We start from the raw sequence: 22,134 nt of genomic DNA, 5'->3' as shown, positions 1-22,134 counted from the left end.
TGAAAGTGGATTGATCCAGTTTTCGAAAGTGGGCTTAGATAATCGTGCCACCTGTTGCTATCGTGCAGACCATATCACTCCTTTCCCGATTACGCGCATGACTATCGAAGCGTCTTCCCTGCGCCGCGGCCTCGCGCTTGCGTCGCTCTATACAGGCGTATTCCTGCCGCCGCTGGATTACTTCATCGTCAATCTGGCGCTGCCTGCGATTCACGTCGGCCTGAAAGCCAGCGACGCGCAGATCCAGCTCACGGTCTCCGCATACGCGCTCGCCTATGCCGTCGTCCTGATCACCGGCGGGCGCCTCGGCGATCTGTACGGACGCCGGCGGATCTTCATGATCGGCATGGCAGCCTTCGTCGTTGCATCGGCGCTGTGCGGCATGGCGATGAGCGGCGAGGTGCTGGTCGCGAGCCGCGTCGTGCAGGGCATCAGCGCGGCGCTGATCACGCCGCAGGTCCTCGCGTCGATCCGCACCGTCTTTCCGGTGCAGATGCAGGCGCGCCTCATGGGCCTCTATGGGTTCGTGTTCGGGCTCGCGTCGGTGGCAGGGCAAGTCGGCGGCGGCGCGCTGATCGACCTGCATCCCTGGGGACTCGACTGGCGCGTGGTATTTCTCGTGAACGTGCCGATCGGCATGCTCGCGCTGGCGGGAACCTGGCGGTATCTGCCCGAGAGCCGCGCGGCGCGCGGCGCGCGCATCGACGTCCCGGGCATGGTCGCGCTGACGATTGCGCTGATGCTGCTGATCTATCCGCTGACCGTCGGCCGCGAACTGCACTGGCCCGCATGGACGTTCTGGAGTCTCGGCCTGTGCATGCCGGCGTTCGTCGCGTTCATCCGGATCGAACGCCGGATTGCGCGGCAGGGGCGCGATCCGCTCGTCGATGTGGCGGTGTTGAGCCAGCCGGTCGTGGCAATCGGCTTGCTGCTCGCGTTCCTCTTCTACAGCATCGCCGCGTTCTTTCTCACCTATGGCATCTACCTGCAGGAGGGGCTCGGCTGGACCCCGCTGCAATCGGGCCTCGGCCTCGCTCCCTACGGTGCCGGCTATCTGCTCGGGCCGCTCGCGACGCCATGGCTTGCCCGCCGCATCGGCGAGGGCCTGATGCCGCTCGGGTTCGGTTGCCTCGCCGGCGGCTTCGGGCTCTGCGCGTCGCAACTGGGCCATGGCGCACCGGAACTGCCGTTTTATATCGGTCTCCTGATTGCCGGGACCGGGCAAGGGCTGGCGCTGCCGTCGCTGCAGCGGATCGTGCTTGCGGACGTCGACGCGCGCCATGCCGGCATGACTGCCGGTGCGATCGTCGCGATGCTCTATATCGGCGCCGCGTTCGCGGCCGCCTGCATCGGCGGTGCGTTCTTCGGCGCGCTCGGCGAGGGCGGCGGCGCAGCAGCGCACGCGCACGCGATGCGCATCGGCCTCGAATGGATGCTCGTGCCGCTCGTCGCGGGGTTCCTGGTCAGCATCTGGATGGTGCAGCGTCGCGATCGGACGACGCGTGCCGTGCGCGGCATCTGACCCGGCGCGCGAGGTCGCGGCGCGGACGTGCCCGCGTGCGGCGCGGGGCGCTCACGCCGTGACCGCGACGCGATCCTTGCCGCGATACGAAGCGGCGATGACGCGCAGCGCCTGTTTGGCGCGCTCGTCCAGCGAGCCGCTGTGCAACATGACATCGGAACCCGGCAGCGGCGGCAATCCGAACCGGGTGCCGACCTCGACGGATCCGGCCGGCGCGGCGGGCCGGGCCAGCGCCGCGACGGCCAGGCCCGCGGATACGGCGGCCGCGACCGTATTCACGCCCCCACCCACGAAGACCTCCAGCCAGGGAATGCCCGCGTCGTCGAGCGCCCGCGACGCCATCGCGCGCACCCTGCACGTGGCGGGCAACGAAGCAATACGGAGCGGCGTTCCCGGCTCGTAATGCAAGCTCGGCGCGGCGTACCAGCCGATCTGTTCGTTGGCGATCACGCAGCCGTCGTCGCGTCCGTCGACGTGCCGGACGATCGCGGCGTCGAGATTGCGGCCATCGAGTTCGGCGAGCAGCCGGCGGGAATTGTCGACGCGCACTTCGATCGTCAGCCCGGGATCGAACACATGAAGCATCGACAGCAAGGCCGTCAATTCCGTGCCGACGAGATTGTGGCTCACGCCGAGCATCAGACGCGCGGGAGGTAGCGCCGGCCCACGCAGCGCGCGGTCATGCGCGGCGACGAATTCGCGCGCGGACTCGACGAATGCATTCCCTTCCCGCGACAGTCTCACGCTGCGCGGCGTGCGATCGAGCAACCGGTATCCCAGGCGCCCCTCGAGGCGTTTCAATTTCACGCTGACCACGCCCTGTGTCGTATCGAGAAAATCTGCCGCTTTTGTAAAGCTTTCCAATTCGGCAACCAGCAGAAATACGCGAACGGCATCGACGTCGAGTGTAGCCATGGCCAATCATCCAGATTTGTTGTGATTGAAATAATTATTTCGATATTCAACACATACTCAGGGAACTCCATAATTCTGTCAACTCGCCACGAGTGATAGCGATTCAGAACGAATATTATTGAGAGGACCCCATGAATAACGCCATCTGCGCCGCCAACCGACCGGTTTTATCGCAATCCGGCCTCTTTCGCACCGGGTAAGCCGCCGGCGCAGGTTTGCGCCGGGCGTGCCATGCGCGCGCCGACAGCTATGACGAAGCCGGTCCGGCGATATGGCGCAGACCGATCTGCCTTCCGGGATCCAGCAATCGGGATCGCGTGATTCACGCTGCTCCGGCAATTTGCCGGGACGGCGGGGTGCGCTTTTTGATTACACTCGTTTTTGACGAATTGCATTCAAAAAGCTTTCGGATTGCGCTTGCCACTCCATCGAATATTCATGGAGATGGATTGGTGCGGCCGGAATGTCACCCAATTACGCATCGGATGGATTTAATCGGCCAATAAGCCCGCCGGAGTGCATTGCCGCATTTTTGAGAATGTGACGTAACGCAATCTGCCTACGTCGGTTCGATAGCCTATTCATCAATTTGCAATACCAATGATTAGCGAGGAAGCCATGAACGAGCAACGCGATCCCCCCGTGTTCGTCTCCTCTCCTGCACGCCTGCGGTGCGAACTGCCGGCCGAGCGCGACGAGGAGCGCTTCGTCGCCGAATCGCGGGATGCGATCCGGCGCATTCTGGACGGAGACGACGACCGGCTTCTCGTGATCGTCGGCCCCTGCTCGGTGCACGAGCGCACCGCTGCGTTGGATTATGCGGCGCGCCTGTCCGAGGTTCGGCGCACGCTGCATCGCGACCTGGAAATCGTGATGCGCGTCTATTTCGAGAAGCCGAGAACCTGTCTCGGCTGGAAAGGCCTGATCAACGATCCGCATCTGGACGAATCGCATGACATCGATGCCGGGCTGCGGATCGCGCGCCAGTTGATGCTGGATGTCACGTCGCTGCGTTTGCCGGTTGCCACCGAGTTCCTCGACGTCCTGAGCCAGCACTATCTCGCGGACCTCGTATCGTGGGGCGCGATCGGCGCTCGCACGACCGAATCGCAGATCCACCGTGAAATGGCGTCCGGGCTAGGCTGCCCGATCGGATTCAAGAACGGCACCGACGGCGGCCTGAAGGTTGCGATCGACGCGATCCGCTCGGCACGCAGCCGCCATCGCTTTCTCGGCGTCGATGGCGATGGCCGGTTCGTCAGGCAGTCGACGGGCGGAAATGACCACGGCCATCTGGTGCTGCGCGGCGGCAAGGTGCCCAACTACGACGCGCAGAGCGTGGGCGCCGCCTGCGAACTGCTTGCGACGCACGGGCTTGCGCCCCGCGTCGTCATAGACGCGAGCCACGGCAACAGCGGCAAGCAGCACGAGAACCAGTTGCCCGTGTGCGAATCGATTGCCGCGCGCGTCGCGGCCGGCGATGCCTGTGTCGCCGGCGTGATGATCGAGTCGAACCTCGTCGCCGGCAACCAGTCGCTCGGCGCCGGGCTCGTCTACGGCCAGAGTGTCACCGATGCCTGCATCGGCTGGAACGACACGGTCACGGCGCTCGAGCGGCTGGCCGCCGCGATCCGTGCGCGCCGGCGCCCGTCCGCCGGCGCCCGCGCCGATCTGGCGCCGCTCTCTTCGATCGCATGACCGATGGCCACCGCCCGTCGCGTCGCTCGACCGCCAGGCCGAGTACGCGCCCCGGTGCGGCGAAACCCGACACACTCTCTTTTCGCTCCATGGACAACCTCACGCACGCGGCCCATGAACGCGAGGTCGACCGGCACCGCCGGTCGATCAGCGCGATCGACCAGGAATTGCTCCGGTTGCTCAATCGCCGCAGCGAGCATGCGCAGCAGATCGGCCTGTCGAAGCTGCGCGCGGGGCTCGCGATCCTGCAGCCGTCGCGAGAGCAACGGATTCTCGACGAACTCAAGCAGCTCAACCCGGGGCCGCTGCGGCCAGCGCAGGTCGAACAGATCTGGGAGGAGATCTTCTCCGCATCGAGGAGCCTGCAGCAGGCCGCACCGATTGCCTTCCTCGGGCCCAGCGGCACGTATAGCGAAGAGGCGGTGATCCGGTTTTTCGGCGACGCGGCCTTGCGCATCGGTTGCGCGACGCTCGATGACGCATTCGACGCGGTTGCGTCGGGTGCCGCACCCAGCGCGGTCGTGCCGTTCGAGAATTCCGCGCACGGTTGCATCGCGGACACGCTCGATCTGCTCGCCTGCACCGGCCTGCCCGCCAGCGGGGAAGTCGTCCTGCCGATCGTGCATTGTCTCCTGTCGCATGCGCGGGATCTGAGCGCGGTCGACTGCGTGCTCGGGCATGCGCAGGCGCTTGCGCAATGCAGGCACTGGCTCGATCGCCACTTGCCCGGCGTCGAGCGACGCGCTGTCTCGAGCAACGCCGCGGCGGTGAAGGCGGCCAGCGAAAGCGCCACCCACGCAGCGCTCGCCGGCGAGCGCGCCGGGCAACTATACGGCGTTGCGGTGCTGCATCGCGCCATTCAGGACCAGCCGTCGAATCGCACACGATTCCTGATCGTCGGCGACGCGCCGCGTGTCGCGGCGAGCAACGGCAAAACGCTGATACGGGCCGAGATCGAGCATCACGCCGGCAGTCTCGCCTGCTTGCTTGCCCCCCTGCAAGCCCACGGCGTCTCGATCGAATTCCTCGAAACACGCCCGCTCGGCAACGGCGTATGGACGTATTGCTTCTATCTCGAGCTTGCGGGCTTTCCGCACGAGGCGCCGGTCGCGGCGGCGCTGGCGGAGATGACGCAACGGGCGTCGGCGTTTGCGGTGCTCGGCTCGTATGCGCGCTCGACCGCGTGCGCGGCGCCCGCCGTACCGCTCCCGACCGACCCTGCCGGCAAGGAGCGCGCGCAATGAACCGGCCCGCTGACCATGCAACGCACCGCATCAAGCGGATCTTTGCATCGCAGGACGATCGCCTGATCGTGCTGCTTCGCTGCACGCCGCACGCGCTCGCGCGTCGCGACATGATGAAGTGCCTGAACACGCTGCGCTCCGCGTACGAGGACGAGCTGGAAATCGTGCCGTTTCTCGCGGCGAGTTGCCAGCACACGTTGCCGGAGGCCGTCGAACGAACGCTCGGCCGCCGGGTGCGCCGCACCGGCTTCTCGCTGGCCGTCGAGCACGCCGCCCTGCGCGGGTCCGGCTTGCCGTCCGCGTGGTGGCTGTGGGACGGCCGCGCGCCGCTGCGAATCCCGTCCGATGCGCCGCTCGTCGCGACGCTCTGTCCGGCCGTGCCCCTGCCGGAACTCGGCTGGGCACTGCCGCTCGCCGAGGGCGAGTGCCTGACGGAACGCCTGACCGTGCTCGACGACGGTGCGCTGCCGGCCGGCGGCCGGCGCGTGCTGCTCGACCTGCGCGCACCCGGCGCAAGCGGCCTGCGCATGCTCCGGCATACCCGGCAGGCGGCCGAATCGATCGGCTTGCATCGTGACCTGCTGGGCGGCGCGGTGCTCGATCTGCGCGAACTGGTCGACCTGCGCATGCCGCCCGCGCCGCCATCACGCGACGCGTGCGTCGATCTCGACACCACCAAGGCGCTGCTCGACGAACTGGCGAACGTCGTTACGCATTGCCGCATCGCGACCTACACACGCGCAAGCCGATCGCTATGGCGGCGCCTGTAGTCCCCGGAGGCGGACAGGCGGACACCGACGATCCCGCTGCCGCTCCCTTTCACCTCTCGATTCACGTCTCTATCAAGGATTCGACAACATGACGACGACCAAGGCAAGGGTGAAATTCGATCCGCTCGATCCGCTGCTGCTCACCCGCGAACTGTCGGACGACGAAAACACGTATCGTGAACGGGTGCGCGCGTTCGCGACCGGTGTCCTTATGCCGCGCGTGCGCAGCGCGTTCCGGCACGAGCACGAGGACCGCGCGATCTTCCGCGAAATGGGCGCGTATGGCCTGTTTGGCTGCATGGTGCCCGAGCAGTACGGCGGCGAAGCGCGCAGCGCCGTCTGCTACGGCATTGCCTCGCACGAAATCGAACGCGTGGATTCGGGCTACCGGTCGCTGCTGACGATCCAGGCATCGCTCGTCATCTTCCCGATCCTGCATTTCGGTTCCGACGCCCAGCGGGAACGGTATCTGCCGAAACTCGTGTCCGGCGAATGGGTGGGCTGCTTCGGGATGACCGAGGCGAACCTCGGTTCCGATCCCGGTGCGATGCAGACGCGCGCGGTCAAGGTGCCGGGTGGCTATCGCCTGAGCGGCGAGAAGAACTGGATCACGAACGCGCCGATCGCGGATGTGCTGGTCGTCTGGGCGAAGGCGGAGGACGGCAGCGTGCTCGGCTTTATCGTCGAACGAAATGCCGTCGGGCTGTCGACGCCCGTCATCGAAGGCAAGATGGCCCTGCGCGCGTCGACGACAGGGAAAATCGTGCTCGACGACGTGATGATCCCCGATGCGCAGGTGCTGCCCGGCGTGAAGCGTTTGTCCGATCTCTTCAGTTGCCTGAATTCCGCACGCTACGGGATCTCATGGGGCGCGCTCGGCGCCGCGGCTGCCTGCTACGAAACCGCGCGCGATTACACGCTCGCCCGCAGCCAGTTCGGCAGGCCGCTCGCCGCCAACCAACTGATCCAGAAGAAGTTCGCCGACATGCTGACCGAAATCTCGCTCGGGATGCTCGGCTGCCTTCGCTTCGGCCGAATGACCGACGACGGCATCGCGAGCGTCGAACTGACGTCGATCCTGAAGCGCAACTCGTGCGGCAAGGCGCTGGACATTGCCCGCGTCGCGCGCGACATGCTCGGCGGCAACGGCATCTCGGACGAGTACTGCGTGATCCGTCACTTGCTCAATCTCGAAGTCGTGAATACGTACGAGGGCACGCATGACATCCACGCGCTTGTGCTGGGCAAGGCGATCACCGGCCTGAGCGCATTCGCGAACTGAGCGCCTCGATCCATCCCGACTGGAGATCAACATGCACCCCATGCAGGAACTGCTCGTCGTCGCGGAACGGATCGGTCGGGTTGCCCATCTGCAACTCAACCGGCCGACGAAGGCGAACGTGCTCAACGCGGAACTGATGGCGGCCCTGTCTGCCCACCTGGCGCACCTCGATGGCGATGATGAAATCAGCGTGATCGTCATCTCGGGGCATCCGAAGTTCTTCGCCGCCGGCGCGGACGTCGCCGCGATGGTCGAACTCGACGCCGCGGATGTGGTTCGCGAACGCTTTCTCACCGGCGCGTGGGAATGCGTCGGGCGCGTGCGCAAACCGGTCATCGCCGCGGTGACAGGCTATGCGACGGGAGGCGGGTGCGAACTCGTCCAGGCCTGCGACGCCATCATCGCGGGCGAGTCGGCCCGCTTCGGACAGCCGGAACTGGCGCTCGGCACGATTCCCGGGCTCGGCGGCACGCAACGCCTGCCGCGCTGGATCGGCAGAATGCGTGCGCTGGATTGGTGCCTGCGCGCCCGCGTCGTCACGGCACGGGAAGCGCACGACGCCGGCCTCGTCACGCAGGTGGTCGCCGACGAGAACGTCGTTCCGCACGCGATCGCGTACGCCCAGGAGGTGGCGGCCTACTCGCTTCCGGCGCTGATCCTGTTGAAGGAAGCGATCAACCGCACGGCCGAGATGCCCTTGTCGGCCGGCCTCGATTTCGAAAAACGCTTGTTCTACTCGACCTTCGCGTTCGAGGACAGGCGAGAAGGCATGGCCGCGTTTCTCGCGAAGCGAGCGCCCGTGTTCCGGCATGCGTGACGCACGTGCCATTTCACTTTCATGAGGAGCAGGTCGAACATCATGACGAAACGCCATTTCACTCAGCAGATCGTCGTCCGCTATTCGGACATCGATTACATGGGGCACGTCAGCAATGCGGTCTATTACCAGTACCTGCAGGACGCGTACGTGAAGTTCATGTACGGGTTGCTTGACGCACCGTTCAGCGAACGCATCTCGCAGATCACTGTAAAGACGGTATGCGAGTACGTCGATCAGGTGCGGCTCGGCGAGGTGCTGAATCTGCGCGCAAGCGTCGTCCGGTTCGGCACGCGGAGTTTCGACATCGAGTATCTGCTGGCGCGCCGGGACAACGATGAGCATCTGGTCGCACGCGGCCTGTCGACCCACGTCACGTTCGATTACGGAAACAACGTATCGATCCCGCTGCCGGACGACCTGAAGGCGGGCGTGCTCGCCTATCAGGGCAGCCTGTAATCGCAGCCGTCGATTCGGCCGACCTGTCTGTCGGTACGCCAGTGTGCGCCCTCCAGACGATCGGCTGTCGTGCCACGCCGGCTCGATCTCGGTCGCTGAAGCAGCGTTTCGGGATCGGGCCGCATTACCGACAAGGCCTGAACATGGCTCACGCTCCCCGGCCGCACGACGGCCTGGCCGCCGAGAACGCGGCGGCGCCGAACCACCCTGGTGCGCCCGGGACGGACCGCGAAAGCGGCCGCCGGTTCTGTCTCGTCGGCCTGATGGGCACCGGCAAGACGACGGTGGGACGGCATCTGGCAGAGCGCCTGTCGATCAGCTTCGTCGATGCCGACGCCCTGCTCGAAGCGCGGCTGGGCTACCCGATCCGGGAATGCTTCGCGCGCGACGGTGAACGGGCCTTCCGCGCCCGGGAGTCGGACGTGATCGACGAAATCGCGGGCTGGCCCGATGTCGTGCTGTCGACAGGCGGCGGTGCCGTGCTTTGCGAACGCACGCGTTCGACGCTGAAGCGCCGCTTCACGGTCGTGCACCTGACGGCCACCGTCGACGAAATCCACGCCAGAACGCGGCACGACCGATCCCGCCCGCTTCTGCAGACCGACGATCCGGTCGCTACGCTGCAAGGCCTGCTGCAGCAACGGCACGCGCTCTACGAGGCCTGTGCCGATCTCACGGTTGACACGACCGGCCGCTCCGTCGCGGCAATCGTGACGCATCTGGCCCGCGTGCTGATGCCGGCCGACGTACGCGGTGCGTTCCCCAGCCCATCACGCTGAAGCGCCGCGCGGTCGGCGTTCTATCGGGAGGCGCTGGATTGCCACTCAGACATGCGCGACACGACCGATCCATCGTTCCCGACTCATGAAGCGCAGGGTGGCAAGCGATCCTGATTGCGCTCGTCAATTGGATCTTGGCCGTTGTCGATGAGCTCGCGCATCGTAAGCGCTTTTTCGCGTGCTTCAGAGAGGGAGACGTCGAGGCAGGTGCCCAACCCGGCGTCACGTCACTTGCCGGTCACGGGACGGGTGATGCGTAGGGTCCACTTGCTGCCCGACATCGTTGGGGTAAGCAGCAGTCCGGTCACTTTGCCGTCGAAGACGGGTTTGTCGATGGGTTTGAGCGCTTTGGCTTGTTTGTCGGTTAGCATCGGTTTTTGACCCATCACATAGCCCGTCGAGCATCACCGGACAGGGCTGGATGGTGTCAGAGTAAAATGGCCGGATTGACGATGCAAGCTCTTGATTTGCTGAAAGATAATCGGATTCCGATGGATGTTATTGGACAATAATTTGCCAGAAATGACCGAATCCGTTTCCACGCCTCGCTCCCGCTCCCGTTCCACCCGTTCGTCGACCCGTTCCCGCCAGCGCTCGGCCGCTGCCGCAGGCAGCACGTCCGCAAGGGCGACGGCACGATCCGGCAGCGCACCGGCCGGCGACGCGCCGCGCGACGAACGGACGCTCGACCTGTTCGGCGATCCGGTGCTGGAGCCGGGCGAGCGCATGCCGGTGGCGGCGCGCGATGAAGCGATCGTGGAAGCCGATGCGGCGGCCGGTGCCGACGACGGGCGACAGGCCACGCTCGACGGGTTTGTCCCGCCGGCGGATGCGGCTGCTGCGGCAACGCACGCGGAAGCTGAAGGTACGGCGGCGCCGGATGGGGAGATCGAGGCCGTTTCGACGCCTGAAGGCGGGATGGCCACGAACGTCGACGGCGCATTCGCAGAGGGTCTTGCTACGAAGGCAGCCGATTTGCCTGCGGGCGATGGCGGCGTAATGCAGATCGATGTGCCCGTGGTCGACGGTGCCGCGAACGCGGAGACGAAGCGGCAAGCATTGGGTGGCGCCGCCGCGCAGATGGCCGAATCGCAAGCAGCAGACGCCGAAGTTGTGAAGCCTGCGGTCGAGGTAGCGGCCGTCAAATCCCGCGAAGGGAAACCTTCGGGTGATGCCGTGAAGGAGCGCCGCGCGTCGTCGGGCGGCAAGCGCCGGGCGGCTGCCGGGGCCAACGAAGCGGCGGCGACGCAAACCGTACCGGTTGCGACGAGCGTCGACTCGAAGCCGAAAGCGGTTGAATCGAACCCGCCGCCGATCGCCGCCGCGCCGGTCGAGCCGCAGACGCCGGTACAGCCAGCACAGCCAGCACGGCCAGCACAGCCGCTCGAACCGGCGATCGCCCCGCATTCCGCGAAGCCCCGCGATACGGCCCAGCAGCCCGACGCTTCGCCGTCGCCGGTTGCGCAGCCGGTGGCATCCGCCGCATCGTTCGTGACCAAGCCGTCGTCGGAGCGTACGCAACCGGCCGCGCCGGCCTTCGATCCTGACACGCACCTGCGCCCGCTGACCGACCGGCTCGCCGCGCTGCAGTCCGACGTGGACGGCCTGGCGCGCGCGGCCGACCGCGAGATGCGCCGCGTCAACCGTCTGTTGCTCGCGCTGGCCGTCGTCGTGCTGGCGGGGCTCGTCGCGCTGGTGCTGCAAACGCGGCAGATCGCGCACCTGAAGCAGGACGTGGCTGCCAAGCAGCAGCGGATCGATCGCCTCGCGGCCGATCTGTCGACGCAGCAGGCCACGCTGATGACGCTCGAGGAGCATCACGAAGCGCTCCTGTCGCAAGTCGACCGGCTTCAGCGCAACGCGAACCGCGAGGCGGCCGTCGCGAAGCGGGCTCGTCGCACGCGCTAATCGTTTCGACCCTATCCTGGAAGCCTGACGGAGCAAGGATCGCCGTTTCACACCGGCGATCGGCTGTCGCGCGCGTGCGGCAAACCGATGCAGCTCACTGGCGGAGTTCAGGGGAAACCCTTAGAATAGCGGCTGTCTAAGGGAAAACCCTAGATCTATCTGTCAGGAGTCTCACATGAGCTTCATCTTCGCCCTGCTGCAAAAAATCGACGACCTGTTCGTGTCCCCGCACCTGCCGCTCGACGCCGACTACTCGTACGCCGCACGTCACGCCGAAGCCGAGCGCGTCCGCCGTGCGCACCTCGTGCCGATCGTCCTGTACCGTCGCTGATTCGCTGATTCGCTGATTCGCTGATTCGCTGATTCGCTGATTCGCTGATTCGCTGATTCGCTGATTCGGCGCGGCGTCCGCCGCACCTGCCTGCCCGTTTTCCACCGCCGCATCGCGCGCCGGTGCGACTGTCCCGCTACACTGGAAGTCCGATTCCGTTCACGGCGACCGGGCCATGCTGCAGATGCGACCGATGACGGCCGGCGAATTCCACGCGTACCGCACGCGAGCCATCGACGGCTACGCGCGCGATCTCGTTTCCTCCGGGCAAAATGCTGTCGAAGACGCGGCCGAGCGTGCGCGCGCCTGTTTCGACACGCTGCTGCCGGACGGCCTGCTGACCGCCGGCCAGACCCTCGTCACGCTCATCGACGGCGCCAGCGGCGACACGGTGGGCGACCTCTGGTACGCGATCGTCCCCGAAGGGCCGAACCGCACACTGTTCATCTACGACCTCGACATCGTCCCGTCCCGGCGTCGCCAGGGCTGGGCCACGCGCGCGCTCGATGCGCTCGATGCCGAGGCGCGCCGGTACGGCGTCACCGAGATCGGGCTGTCGGTGTTCAATCACAACGCGGCGGCGCGTGCGCTGTATCGCGCGTGCGGCTTCGCGCCGATCACCACGACGTTGATCAAACCGGTCGTGTCGGGCTGAATCCGCCGGCCCGCGATGCGTCGTGACGTGCTGCCGGTTCGGCACGCCGCGTAGCCGGCCAACATCGGCACGCTTCCCGATCCTTCCTGTTGGTCGAGCGTCGAACGCCGAACGCCGAACGGCCCTTTCGGCCCGTTCGGCATTCACCGCCTGCCGCATCAACGCGCGCGGCCTTTCCATCTCCGCAGCAGCAACGCGTTGGTCACGACGCTGACGCTGGAAAACGCCATCGCCGCGCCCGCGATCACCGGGTTCAGCAAGCCGAGCGCCGCGAGCGGCACGCCGACCAGGTTGTACACGAACGCCCAGAACAGGTTCTGCTGGATCTTGCGGTACGTGCGTCTGGAGATGTCGATCGCATCGGCGACGAGCGCCGGGTCGCCGCGCATCAGCGTGATGCCGGCCGTGTGCATCGCGACGTCCGTGCCGGTCGCCATCGCGATGCCGACGTCCGCCGCGGCGAGCGCGGGGGCGTCGTTGATCCCGTCGCCGACCATCGCGACGATCCCGCCGTGCGTGCGCTTCAGCTCGGCGACGACGCGCGCCTTGTCGTCCGGCAGCACCTGCGCGTGCACTTCGCCGATGCCGAGCGCCGCCGCGACGGCCGCCGCGCTGCCGCGGTTGTCGCCCGTCACGAGTGCGCTCGCGACGCCGCGCGCCGACAGCGCCGCGATCGCGCCGCGGGCGCCCGGCTTCACGGTGTCGCCGAATGCGATCAGCGCGAGCACCGCGCGCGGCGCATCGGCACGCATCAGCCACGAGATCGTGTTGCCGGCGCGCTCGAGTTCCGCCGCGCGGGCGTCGAGCGTCGGCGGTACCGCGATGCCGAGTTCGTCGCGCCAGCGCGTGCTGCCGAGTGCGAGCCGCTGTCCGCCGACGTGCGCTTCCACGCCGCGCCCGGCCACCGCGCGCGCATCGGTCGCGACGACCGGTTCAGCGGCGCCGCCCTGTGCGGCCACGTCCGCGTCATGCGCGGCGACCACCGCACGGGCGAGCGGATGATCGCTCTGGCGCTGCACAGCCGCCGCGAGCGCGAGCGCTTCGTCGCGCGGTACGCCGACGGCGTCGAACGCCGTCACGGACGGTTTGCCTTCGGTCAGCGTGCCGGTCTTGTCGAACGCGATCACGGTCGTGCGCTGCGCGAGTTCGAGCGCCTGCGCGTCCTTGATCAGCACGCCGTGCCGGGCCGCGACGCCCGTGCCGGCCATGATCGCGGCGGGCGTCGCGAGACCGAGCGCGCACGGGCACGCGATCACGAGCACCGCGACCGCGTTGAGGATCGCGGTTTCCATCCCGGCGCCGGCGATCAGCCAGCCGACCAGCGTCAGCGCGGCGATGCCGAGGATCGCCGGCACGAACACCTCGCTGACGCGATCGACGAGCCGCTGGATCGGCGCCTTCTCGGCCTGCGCGGATTCGACGAGGCGGATGATGCGCGCGAGCGTCGTCTCCGCGCCGATCGCGGTGGTTTCGACGACGAGCGCGCCTTCGCCGTTGATCGAGCCGGCCGTGACGGCGTCGCCGTCGTCCTTCGGCACGGGCAGGCTTTCGCCGGTGATCAGCGATTCGTCGATGTGCGAGCGGCCCGACACGATCCGCCCGTCGACCGGCACGCGCTCGCCCGGCCGGATGCCGACGTGCGTGCCGACGCGCACCTGCGACAGCGGTACGTCGCGTTCGACGCCGTGCTCGACGACGCGCGCACGGTCGGGGCGCAGCGCGTTCAGCGCGCGGATCGCCTCGGTGGTCTGGCGCTTCGCGCGCGATTCGAGCCACTTGCCGAAGCGCACGAGCGTGACGATGACGGCCGACGCTTCGAAATACAGATGGCCGGGATGCGCGGGATCGCGCAGCAGCATCCACAGGCTCAGCCCGTACGCGGCCGACGTGCCGAGCGCGACGAGCAGGTCCATGTTGCCGGTGCGCGCCTTCACCGCATGCCAGGCTGCGCGGTAGAAGCGCGCGCCGAAGCCGAACTGCACGATCGACGCGAGCACGAGCTGGAGCCAGCCGGGCAGCATCAGGTCGACGCCGAACGGCGCGACGAGCATCGGCGCGACGAGCGGCGCGCTCAGCACGGCGGCTGCGATCACGAGGTTGCGTTCGCGGATCGCTTCGCGGCGCTTGCGTGCGTCGGGGTCCTGCGCGGGGCTGGCCGGTTGTAGGTCGGCGCCGGCGGTTGCATCGGCGGGTGAGGCGGCGGGAAGCGACGCACGGTAGCCGGCTGTGGTGACCGCCGCGATCAGCGTGGCGGTATCGAGTGCGCCGGCGCCGTGCACCGACGCGCGTTCGGTCGCGAGATTGACCGTCGCGCGCGCGACGCCCGGCACGGCGGCCAGCGCTTTTTCGACGCGGCCGGCGCAGGACGCGCAGGTCATGCCGCCGATGTCGAGCTCGAGGTCGGCGGCAGCGGGGGTGACGCCAGGCGTGGCGAAGGCAGCCGGCGTCGCGCCGTAGCCGACCTGTTTCACCGCTTCGGCAAGCTGCGCGGCGGATACGTCGTTCGACGCATCGACCGTTGCACGCTCGGTCGCGAGGTTGACCGATGCGCGCGTGACGCCCGGCACCTTCGCGAGCGCCTTTTCGACGCGCGACACGCACGACGCGCAGGTCATCCCGTCGATATCGAGTTCGATGCTTGCGGGTGCGGCGGGCAAGGCAGTGGCAGCGGCCGGGACGACGGTGTCCGACGCCGTCGGCGTTGCGCCGTAGCCGGCCTGCTTCACGGCATCCGCCAATTGCGTGGCGGAAACGCCTGCCGACGCGTCGACCGTTGCGCGCTCGGTCGCGAGGTTGACCGATGCGCGCGTGACGCCCGGCACCTTCGCGAGCGCCTTCTCGACGCGCGACACGCACGACGCGCAGGTCATCCCGTCGATATCGAGTTCGATCGTCGCGGCGGCGGCCGGCGCAGTCGGCGTTGCCGCGCGTGGCGCGTGCGCCGCATGCGCGGCCGCGACGGCTTCGACCGCCGCTTCGCGCACCGCTGCGCGGTAGCCGGCGTCACGGATCGCGTCGACGAGCCGGCCGGGCTCGACCGTCTCCTGCGCGGTGACGGTCGCCGCATGTGCATCGAGATCGACCGCCGCGTCGACGACGCCCGGCACGGCGGCCAGCGCGCGCTGCACGCGGCCGGTGCAGCCGCCGCAATGCATGCCGTCGACGCTCAGTTCGATCGTTTGCAGCGCCGCGGAGGCAAGTGGTTCAGTCATGTCGGATTCCCCAAAAGCGCGGTTCGTGCCGCGAATGGTTCCAGTATCAACATTCCCATGATGGTAAGGTCAAGCGTCGGCGACGATGCGACGCATGTCGATGCGCACAGGTTGTCACAACACGGAAAAAGCGATCGCCCGGCTTCCAGACGGACAGCCGGGCGATCGTGCCGGGGTGTGCGCGTGCGCGCTCAGGCGCAGAGCTTGGCGCTCGCGAGGCGGTTGAGGCTGACGCCCTGCTCGGCGGCCTGGATAACCAGCGCACGGTGCGCCTGCGGCGGGATGCGGACCTTGAATTCGCCGCTGTAGGTTCGGTCGGCGATCGGTTCGGGCACCGTCTCGCCATTCGCCGTCAGCTCGCGCACGACGTCGGCGACGAGCCGGCGAATGCCGGCCAGCGCGCCCTCGGGTGTTGCATCGAGCCACGAAAGAGACGGGAACTCCGCGCAGAGGCCGACGTGCTCCCCGTCCTCCGGGGACCACGTTACGCGGTACGTAAAGTGGTCTTGGGTCATGATTTCTGTCCTTCAGTCGGTCGATCGCGTCGAGAACCTGCCGCACCTGATAAGCCTTTGCTTTCCCGCGATCATTCTGGATATTCACTCGAGGATCGCCTTGCCACGGTGTCTTGTAGCGGCATGGCTGGAACCGGATTGGCGGGCCGCGCCGAAGTGTGCGTCGCCGACCTTGAACAGATCGTTGAAGCGCACATTCGCGGGCTCGCGCCTCATTCGGTCGAGGATCTTCCATTCGCTTGCCATGGCCAATGGTGTCAATAGTGACACCATCTGTCAATCCTCGCCAGCAATCCTCCGTCTGACCATCCTTCCGGTGCGTTGGCGCTGTTTCAGATTTTTGCCGAATCCCGTGAAATATTTCAGATTTTTTGACGGTTCGGCTAGCGTTTTACCCGTTATTCGGCATATTGGGGGATGCCCTTAGGCGCTATGATACCGGCCTGACATCAGCGCCCACCGTTACGAAACGTAGCGAAACGGTCATCCGGGCACGCTGGGGTGCCTTGTTTTCGCCGTTCACGAGACGAACAGGGCGTTGACTGAAAAGAACGATATTCGGCCAGTAATCGATGATTGAAAACCAGCGAGAATCAGTTTCTCTGCGACGCGCGTGCGCGTCGCTGGCCATTGCGGCGTTGCTTGCAGGATGCGCGTCGCAACCGGACGCGATCCAGCGGAAAACCGGCTGGATGCGTGCGGAAGTCGCCGACTCCTATATCTATGCGTATCCGCTCGTGCTGATGGACGTCGCGAAGGAAGCGGCGACGGGCGGCGACGGCGCGCAACCGGGGCAGGCCCCGCTCAACACGCTGCGCCATGCGCAGGCGCTGCCGCCCGTCGGCGCGGTCAATCCGCCGCTGCCGGGCGTCGACACGCTCGACTCGACCGGCTGGCTCGACGTCGCCGCCGAACCCGTGATCGTCACGCTGCCCGACACGCGCGGCCGCTACTGGGACGCGCGCGCGCTCGACATGTGGACGAACGTGCTGTGGTCGTCGTCGAGCGTCGCGGCACGCGGCCCCCGCGGTGCCGGCCGATCGCAAACGATTGCCTTCGCCGCGAAGGACTGGCAGGGCACGCTGCCGAAGGGCGTGCTGCGCGTCGACGTGCCGTCCGCCAATGCGTGGCTCGAAGTGCGGCTGCAGACGAGCGGCGGGCGCGACCTGACGAACGTGAAGAAACTGCAGCGCGCGATCCGCGTGGTGCCGCTGTCGGTCTACACCGGCGCCGAGCGCGGCGCGTCGGTGGCGGTCCATGCGGGCAGCGCGCCGTCCGAAGCGGTGGGCGGCGGCACGCCGGCCGAGCAGGTGGCCGCGCTCGACCCGAAGGCGTTCTTCACGCGCTTCGCGCGGGCGCTGCAGGACAATCCGGCGCCGGCCGACGACGCGCACGCGCAAGAGTCGCTCGGCGACATCGGCGTGACGGCCGGCTACCCGGTGCTGTGGACGGGCGACCGTCTCACGGCCGCGACGGCCGGCGTTGCCGAGGCGCGCGCGCGGCTTGCGACGCCGCCGTCGAACCTGCTGAACGCGAACGGCTGGACCTGGATCGGCGACACGGCCGGCAAGTACGGCCAGGACTATGCGCTGCGCGCGTACGCGGCCTACACGCAGTTCGGCACCGCGACGCGCGACGACGAGACGCTCGCGATCACTCGCGTCGACGGCGACGGCCATCCGCTGAACGGCGCGAACCGCTACGTGCTGCATTTCGCGCCGGGCGCGCTGCCGCCGGTGCGCGCATTCTGGACGCTCACGCCGTACACGACCAACGGCGCGCTGCCCGACGTTGGGTCGGCGCGCCGCTCGCTCGGCGATCGCGACCGGCTGCGCCGCAACCGCGACGGCTCGATCGACGTCGTCGTGTCGGCGTCGCCGGGCGGCACGCATGCGGCCAACTGGCTGCCGGCGCCGCGTACCGATTTCGCGCTCGCATTGCGCCTGTATGCGCCGAAGCCGCAGGCGAGCGACGGGTCGTGGATGCCGCCCGTCGTAGTCCGGAAATGAACGGTTGACCGCCGCCGTTGTCCGACCGGCGGGCGCGGCGGCGGCGCCCGACCTCCGTACCGTCACCTCCTGAGCCTATACTTTCGGGATAGCGTGCGCGGCCGCCCGGTTCTCCGGTGCGGCCCGGCATCCATTCCCGAGGCATTCAAGCATGGCAAGCGCAGACAAAGAAACCGTACCCTCGACCCTCCATGCCCTCGGTGGCGTTGCACGCTCGCGCCGGACCCGGCGTATCGGCATCGGCGTGCTGATCTTCCTCGTTTTGTTCGGACTGCTCGGCTTCTTCGCGGCGCCGCCGCTGATCCGCCATGTCGCCGAACAGCAGTTGAGCAAGCAGCTCGACCGGCCGGCCACGATCCAGCGCATCGCATTGAACCCGTACACGCTGAACCTCGAAGCCGAGGACATCCATCTCGGCGAGCGCGGCGGCCAGGGCGACTTCATCGACATCGGCAAGCTCGTCGTGAGGCCGTCGTGGTCGTCGCTGTTCCGCGGCGCGCCGATCGTCAACGAAATCCGGCTCGACGCGCCGCGCTTCCACATCGTCCGCTACGACGCGCAGCGTTTCAACTTCACCGACCTGATCGAGAAGTTCTCGTCGCCGTCGCCGAAACCCGACAGCAAGCCGACGCAGTTCTCGGTGTCGAACATCCAGGTCAACGACGGCCGGATCGACTTCGACGATCGCCTGCTGAACGAAAAGCACGTCGTCGACAACTGGACGCTCGGCATTCCGTACATCGCGACGCTGGCCTCGAAGACCGACATCTTCGTCGAGCCGAAGCTGCGTGCGCGCTTCGACGGCAGCCCGATCTCGATCGACGGCAAGACCAAGCCGTTCGCGCAGTCGCGCGAATCGGAGATCGCGCTGAAGTTCGACCGCCTCGACGTGCCGAAGCTGATTTCGTACGTGCCGGCGAAGCTGCCGGTGGCCGTGACGAGCGGCCTGCTGAGCAGCAACCTCACGGTCAATTTCGTGATGAGCGGCGAGACGCCCGCGCTGCGCGTGTCGGGCACCGTCGACCTGAACGACGCGAAGGTGACCGACCGCGCGTCGGCGCCGCTGTTCGCCGCGCGCGGCGTGCACGTCGCGGCGGCCGGCCTGGAACCGCTGCGCAACGCGATGCACTTCGACGAGATCCGGATCGACCAGCCGGTGGTCGACCTGTCGCGTGACAAGCAGGGCGTGCTGAACGTCGAGAAGCTCGTCGCGCAACCGGCCGCCGCGCCGAAGGCCGAAGCCGGCCAGCCGGCCGCGTCGGCCGTCGCCGCTTCCGGAGCGTCCGCCGTGTCCGGAGCCACCGCCGCCGCCAGCGGCGCGAAGGCCGAAGCCAGCGCCGCCGCGAAGGCAGCGCCGCCGCTCGACCTGACGATCCGTCATTTTGCGATCGACGGCGGCACGATCAACGTCGACGACCGCGTGCCGGCGACGCCGACCGCGATGTCGCTGACGAAGCTCGCCGCGACGCTCGACGGCTTCTCGCTGCAGGGCAAGACGCCCGCGAAATACACGCTGTCGACGTCGCTGTCGCGCGGCGGCGACGTGAACGCCGAAGGTGCGTTCAATCTCGCCGCGAAGCAGGCCGACACGAAGCTGACGGTCGCCGCGCTCGCGCTGCCGGCGCTGCAGCCGTACCTCGGCGAGGCGACGCGCGCGCGCGTGCTCGACGGCACGCTCGGCGCGACCGTCAACGCGAAGACCGACTGGGGCAAGACGCCGCTCGCCGCGGAAGTTGCCGACAGCACGATCAGCCTGAAGTCGCTGAAGATCGCCGCGCCGGACAACAAGGCGGCCGCGATCGTGCTGCCCGACGCGAGCGCGAAGATCGCGAAGGTCGACGTCGCCGCGCGCACCGCGGAGATCGCGAGCGTCGACGCGAGCGGGCTCGCGCTCGACGTGAAGCGCCTGAAGGACGGCAAGATCGACCTCGCGGCGCTGGCCGAACCCGCGCAGGCGGCGGTGCCGCAGCGCACGGTCGCGCGCAAGGCCCAGGCCGCCGCGCCGTCGTGGCACTACCGGATCGACGCGCTGAACGTGAAGGAGGCGTCCGCGAACTTCACCGACCTGTCGACGCCGCGCCCGGTGAAGCTGGCGATCAAGCCGCTCGACCTGTCGGTGCAGAAGATCAGCGACGACCTGACGAAGCCGCTGCCCGTGCAACTGAAGGCGACGCTGAACCGCAAGGGCTCGCTGAACGTGGCGGGCGACGTGACCGCGCAGCCGCTGAAGCTCGGCCTGAAGATCAACGGCAACCGCCTCGATGCGGCCGCGTTCGAGCCGTACTTCGGCAGCGCGCTGAACGCGACGATCGCCAGCGCGCTGCTCAACGCGCAAGGCAACCTGACGTTCGCGCAGGTGAAGGACACGCCGCGCGCGACCTATCGCGGCGACGTCGCGCTGGTCGACGTGCGGATGCTCGACAAGGCGACCTCCGACCCGTTCGCCGGCTGGCGTTCGCTCGCGCTGTCGAACCTGAAGGCGAACTACGACGAGAAGGGCACCGACGTCGACGCGGCGCGCGTGACGTTCTCGAACTTCTACGGCCGCGTGCTGCTCGACGCGCAGGGGCGGCTGAACCTGAAGGACGTGGTCGCGAAGGAGTCGGGCCCCGCGCAGTCGCTCACGCGCGATGCGAGCAAGGGCGAGCCGGTGCCGCTGTCGCCGGGCGTGACGCCGCCGGCCACCGCGCAGGCTGCGTCGGCCGCGGCTGCGCAGCAGGCGTCCGTGCCGGCCGCCGCGTCGGCGACGGTGGTCGTGAAGGCCGCGCCGCAGCCGCAGAACCCGGTGCGGATGCACTTCGGCGAACTGCTGCTGCAGAACGGCCGCGTCACGTACACGGACAACTTCATCAAGCCGAACTACACGGCGAACCTCGTCGCGATCAAGGGCACGGTCGGCGCGTTCGGCACGGATTCGACGACGTCCGCGCCGGTCGACGTCGCCGCGAACCTCGCGGGCAACGGGCCGATCTCGATCAAGGGCTCGGTGAACCCGCTGATCGACAAGCCGGCGCTCGACCTCACGGCGACCGCGCACGACATCGAGCTGACCAACCTGACGCCGTATTCGGCGAAGTACGCCGGCTACCCGATCACGAAGGGCAAGCTCAACGTCGATCTGCACTATCAGCTCGCGAACGACCAGCTGTCGGCGAACAACCACATCTTCATCGACCAGCTCACGTTCGGCGATCACGTCGAGAACGACACGGCGACGAAGCTGCCGGTGAAGCTCGCGATCTCGCTGCTGAAGAACACGCGCGGCCAGATCGACGTGAACCTGCCGGTGTCGGGCTCGCTGTCGAATCCGGAGTTCAGCGTCGGCGGCCTGATCTGGCACGCGGTGCTGAACCTGATCGCGAAGGCCGTCACGTCGCCGTTCACGCTGCTCGCGAATGCGTTCGGCGGGGGCGGCGGCGAGGATCTCGGCTACGTCGAGTTCGCGCCGGGTTCGTACGCGTTGACCGATGCGCAGCAGCAGAAGCTCGACACCGTCGTGAAGATGCTGACCGAGAAGCCGTCGATCCGCCTCGACCTGATCGGCCGCGTCGATCCGGCGCAGGACACGCCGGGGCTGCGCGATGCGTACGTCGAGCGGCTGGTGCGCCAGCAGAAGCTGAAGGACGTGGTCGGCCAGGGCGAGAGCGTCGATCCGATGTCGGTGAAGGTCGACAAGGCCGAATACTCGAAGTACCTGACGCGCGCGTACAAGGCCGCCGACTTCAAGAAGCCGCGCAACCTCGTCGGCCTGCAGAAGACGCTGCCCGATGCGGACATGAAGCAGGCGCTCGCCGATCACGCGCCGGCCGACGACAACGCGCTGCGTGCGCTCGCGCAGCAGCGCGCGCAGGCCGTGCGCCAGTATCTCGACGGCAAGATCGATTCGAGCCGCATGTTCGTCGTCGCGCCGAAGCTCGACGCGAAGGGCATCTCGGACAAGGGTGCGACGACCCGCGTCGACTTCGGGCTGCAGTAAGCGTCAGCGCCATCCGCCGCCGTGCCCGTACCCGCCGGGCGC

Annotated in this window: 18 protein-coding genes; 13 read left to right on the top strand and 5 right to left on the bottom strand. The window is 67.6% G+C overall.

Annotated elements, in window-relative coordinates; all coding sequences use genetic code 11:
- Positions 1-10: 10 nt before the first annotated feature.
- Positions 11-1,522 carry an MFS transporter gene (locus HWW87_RS31785; RefSeq protein ID WP_175823622.1) on the top strand — a complete coding sequence of 504 codons (1,512 nt, stop codon included), beginning with the start codon at positions 11-13 and terminating at the stop codon, positions 1,520-1,522.
- 51 nt (positions 1,523-1,573) lie between these two features.
- Here the strand turns inward: HWW87_RS31785 and HWW87_RS31780 are convergent, their stop codons facing one another.
- Positions 1,574-2,437 carry a LysR family transcriptional regulator gene (locus HWW87_RS31780; RefSeq protein ID WP_175823621.1) on the bottom strand — a complete coding sequence of 288 codons (864 nt, stop codon included), beginning with the start codon at positions 2,435-2,437 and terminating at the stop codon, positions 1,574-1,576.
- Positions 2,438-3,055: 618 nt separating this feature from the next.
- On the opposite strand from HWW87_RS31780, the gene HWW87_RS31775 reads away from it, so the two are divergent.
- The 7 genes from HWW87_RS31775 (at position 3,056) to HWW87_RS31745 (ending at position 9,486) form a co-directional block, all read left to right on the top strand.
- Complete coding sequence (locus HWW87_RS31775) at positions 3,056-4,135, top strand: 3-deoxy-7-phosphoheptulonate synthase (protein ID WP_175823620.1); 1,080 nt, start codon at positions 3,056-3,058, stop codon at positions 4,133-4,135.
- 89 nt (positions 4,136-4,224) lie between these two features.
- Positions 4,225-5,379: a bifunctional chorismate mutase/prephenate dehydratase gene (locus HWW87_RS31770; protein WP_175823619.1), complete on the top strand. Its 1,155-nt coding sequence runs from the start codon at positions 4,225-4,227 to the stop codon at positions 5,377-5,379.
- Complete coding sequence (locus tag HWW87_RS31765) at positions 5,376-6,149, top strand: hypothetical protein (RefSeq protein ID WP_175823618.1); 774 nt, start codon at positions 5,376-5,378, stop codon at positions 6,147-6,149. The genes HWW87_RS31770 and HWW87_RS31765 overlap by 4 nt, the downstream gene beginning before the upstream one ends.
- 88 nt (positions 6,150-6,237) lie before the next feature.
- Positions 6,238-7,431, top strand: a complete 1,194-nt coding sequence (locus HWW87_RS31760) for an acyl-CoA dehydrogenase family protein (RefSeq protein WP_175823617.1) — start codon at positions 6,238-6,240, stop codon at positions 7,429-7,431.
- 40 nt (positions 7,432-7,471) lie between these two features.
- Positions 7,472-8,248: an enoyl-CoA hydratase-related protein gene (locus HWW87_RS31755; RefSeq protein WP_175823616.1), complete on the top strand. Its 777-nt coding sequence runs from the start codon at positions 7,472-7,474 to the stop codon at positions 8,246-8,248.
- A gap of 42 nt (positions 8,249-8,290) precedes the next feature.
- Positions 8,291-8,707 (top strand): thioesterase family protein, encoded by a 417-nt coding sequence (locus tag HWW87_RS31750; RefSeq protein ID WP_175823615.1) that lies wholly within the window; start codon positions 8,291-8,293, stop codon positions 8,705-8,707.
- 143 nt (positions 8,708-8,850) lie between these two features.
- Positions 8,851-9,486 (top strand): shikimate kinase, encoded by a 636-nt coding sequence (locus HWW87_RS31745; RefSeq protein ID WP_175823614.1) that lies wholly within the window; start codon positions 8,851-8,853, stop codon positions 9,484-9,486.
- Between the two features lie 227 nt (positions 9,487-9,713).
- On the opposite strand, the gene HWW87_RS31735 is transcribed toward HWW87_RS31745, so the two are convergent.
- Positions 9,714-9,857 (bottom strand): DUF4102 domain-containing protein, encoded by a 144-nt coding sequence (locus HWW87_RS31735; protein ID WP_175823612.1) that lies wholly within the window; start codon positions 9,855-9,857, stop codon positions 9,714-9,716.
- Positions 9,858-10,008: 151 nt separating this feature from the next.
- Here HWW87_RS31735 and HWW87_RS31730 point away from each other — a divergent pair, with 151 nt between their 5' ends.
- From HWW87_RS31730 to HWW87_RS31720, 3 genes are all read left to right on the top strand, one after another.
- Positions 10,009-11,394 (top strand): flagellar hook-length control protein FliK, encoded by a 1,386-nt coding sequence (locus HWW87_RS31730; RefSeq protein ID WP_175823611.1) that lies wholly within the window; start codon positions 10,009-10,011, stop codon positions 11,392-11,394.
- A gap of 175 nt (positions 11,395-11,569) precedes the next feature.
- The gene (locus tag HWW87_RS31725; protein WP_174385615.1) at positions 11,570-11,725 is read left to right on the top strand and encodes a hypothetical protein; all 156 of its coding nucleotides are present in this window, start codon (positions 11,570-11,572) and stop codon (positions 11,723-11,725) included.
- 175 nt (positions 11,726-11,900) lie between these two features.
- Positions 11,901-12,380 carry a GNAT family N-acetyltransferase gene (locus HWW87_RS31720; RefSeq protein WP_174431183.1) on the top strand — a complete coding sequence of 160 codons (480 nt, stop codon included), beginning with the start codon at positions 11,901-11,903 and terminating at the stop codon, positions 12,378-12,380.
- 158 nt (positions 12,381-12,538) lie between these two features.
- Here HWW87_RS31720 and HWW87_RS31715 read toward each other — a convergent pair whose 3' ends face one another.
- From HWW87_RS31715 to HWW87_RS37305, 3 genes are all read right to left on the bottom strand, one after another.
- A complete protein-coding gene (locus HWW87_RS31715; protein ID WP_175823610.1) occupies positions 12,539-15,592 on the bottom strand; it encodes a heavy metal translocating P-type ATPase in 3,054 nt (1,017 codons plus the stop codon).
- 191 nt (positions 15,593-15,783) lie between these two features.
- Positions 15,784-16,107, bottom strand: coding sequence for a toxin-antitoxin system HicB family antitoxin (locus HWW87_RS31710; RefSeq protein WP_175823609.1), 324 nt, complete (start codon positions 16,105-16,107; stop codon positions 15,784-15,786).
- Positions 16,108-16,191: 84 nt separating this feature from the next.
- Positions 16,192-16,380, bottom strand: coding sequence for a hypothetical protein (locus HWW87_RS37305; RefSeq protein ID WP_244107376.1), 189 nt, complete (start codon positions 16,378-16,380; stop codon positions 16,192-16,194).
- Between the two features lie 299 nt (positions 16,381-16,679).
- On the opposite strand from HWW87_RS37305, the gene HWW87_RS31700 reads away from it, so the two are divergent.
- Together HWW87_RS31700 and HWW87_RS31695 are read left to right on the top strand one after the other, a co-directional pair.
- A complete protein-coding gene (locus HWW87_RS31700; RefSeq protein WP_175823608.1) occupies positions 16,680-18,116 on the top strand; it encodes a DUF1254 domain-containing protein in 1,437 nt (478 codons plus the stop codon).
- A 151-nt stretch (positions 18,117-18,267) separates the two neighbouring features.
- Positions 18,268-22,092 (top strand): DUF748 domain-containing protein, encoded by a 3,825-nt coding sequence (locus HWW87_RS31695; RefSeq protein ID WP_175823607.1) that lies wholly within the window; start codon positions 18,268-18,270, stop codon positions 22,090-22,092.
- Positions 22,093-22,134: the final 42 nt, after the last annotated feature.

The sequence above is a fragment of the Burkholderia sp. BCC0419 genome (assembly GCF_902830285.1).
GTDB lineage: Bacteria > Pseudomonadota > Gammaproteobacteria > Burkholderiales > Burkholderiaceae > Burkholderia.
Note: the sequence above shows the minus strand (reverse complement) of the source record. Positions and strands in the feature narration are given on the sequence as shown.

What these genes read in the sequence shown, in the direction of transcription:
- HWW87_RS31780 (WP_175823621.1), bottom strand. Translation starts at nt 2,437, where the DNA reads ATGGCTACACTCGACGTCGATGCCGTTCGCGTATTTCTGCTGGTTGCC.
- HWW87_RS31775 (WP_175823620.1), top strand. Translation starts at nt 3,056, where the DNA reads ATGAACGAGCAACGCGATCCCCCCGTGTTCGTCTCCTCTCCTGCACGC.
- HWW87_RS31770 (WP_175823619.1), top strand. Translation starts at nt 4,225, where the DNA reads ATGGACAACCTCACGCACGCGGCCCATGAACGCGAGGTCGACCGGCAC.
- HWW87_RS31765 (WP_175823618.1), top strand. Translation starts at nt 5,376, where the DNA reads ATGAACCGGCCCGCTGACCATGCAACGCACCGCATCAAGCGGATCTTT.
- HWW87_RS31760 (WP_175823617.1), top strand. Translation starts at nt 6,238, where the DNA reads ATGACGACGACCAAGGCAAGGGTGAAATTCGATCCGCTCGATCCGCTG.
- HWW87_RS31755 (WP_175823616.1), top strand. Translation starts at nt 7,472, where the DNA reads ATGCAGGAACTGCTCGTCGTCGCGGAACGGATCGGTCGGGTTGCCCAT.
- HWW87_RS31750 (WP_175823615.1), top strand. Translation starts at nt 8,291, where the DNA reads ATGACGAAACGCCATTTCACTCAGCAGATCGTCGTCCGCTATTCGGAC.
- HWW87_RS31745 (WP_175823614.1), top strand. Translation starts at nt 8,851, where the DNA reads ATGGCTCACGCTCCCCGGCCGCACGACGGCCTGGCCGCCGAGAACGCG.
- HWW87_RS31735 (WP_175823612.1), bottom strand. Translation starts at nt 9,857, where the DNA reads ATGCTAACCGACAAACAAGCCAAAGCGCTCAAACCCATCGACAAACCC.
- HWW87_RS31730 (WP_175823611.1), top strand. Translation starts at nt 10,009, where the DNA reads ATGACCGAATCCGTTTCCACGCCTCGCTCCCGCTCCCGTTCCACCCGT.
- HWW87_RS31725 (WP_174385615.1), top strand. Translation starts at nt 11,570, where the DNA reads ATGAGCTTCATCTTCGCCCTGCTGCAAAAAATCGACGACCTGTTCGTG.
- HWW87_RS31720 (WP_174431183.1), top strand. Translation starts at nt 11,901, where the DNA reads ATGCTGCAGATGCGACCGATGACGGCCGGCGAATTCCACGCGTACCGC.
- HWW87_RS31715 (WP_175823610.1), bottom strand. Translation starts at nt 15,592, where the DNA reads ATGACTGAACCACTTGCCTCCGCGGCGCTGCAAACGATCGAACTGAGC.
- HWW87_RS31710 (WP_175823609.1), bottom strand. Translation starts at nt 16,107, where the DNA reads ATGACCCAAGACCACTTTACGTACCGCGTAACGTGGTCCCCGGAGGAC.
- HWW87_RS37305 (WP_244107376.1), bottom strand. Translation starts at nt 16,380, where the DNA reads ATGGTGTCACTATTGACACCATTGGCCATGGCAAGCGAATGGAAGATC.
- HWW87_RS31700 (WP_175823608.1), top strand. Translation starts at nt 16,680, where the DNA reads ATGATTGAAAACCAGCGAGAATCAGTTTCTCTGCGACGCGCGTGCGCG.
- HWW87_RS31695 (WP_175823607.1), top strand. Translation starts at nt 18,268, where the DNA reads ATGGCAAGCGCAGACAAAGAAACCGTACCCTCGACCCTCCATGCCCTC.